The organism is Phormidium sp. CCY1219, from assembly GCF_035615515.1.
Classification (GTDB): Bacteria; Cyanobacteriota; Cyanobacteriia; order Cyanobacteriales; family Laspinemataceae; genus CCY1219.
On the sequence record NZ_JAJENT010000207.1, the window covers coordinates 1 to 270 of the forward strand.

The 270-nt window shown below is 48.1% G+C and carries 1 protein-coding gene; it reads right to left on the minus strand.

The window, feature by feature from the left end:
* Positions 1 to 270: DUF4114 domain-containing protein (locus LKK83_RS31915; RefSeq protein ID WP_324628977.1), on the minus strand; the 270-nt coding region annotated here is incomplete at both ends.

The following is a 270-nucleotide window of genomic DNA, read 5'->3' on the forward strand; positions in this document are numbered from 1 at the left end:
TACCCGCAAATCTTCCATTGCGAAGGTATTTCCATCGCCGGTGACATCAGAAATTTGTCCCACATGATAGGCATCATTGGGGTTAGATGTGGCGAGGGAAAATAGGGGACGAATTGCACCTTCAGCGGTGGGATTATCTAAGACTTGCTGCACCTTTCCATTCGGCACCAACATGATGAAAAATTCATCTCCCGGTCGCATGGAGACGGTTTGCACGCCTCGATATTCGCCGAAGTTCCAATTGCCTTCATTTAAAGAGCCGGTAAATCG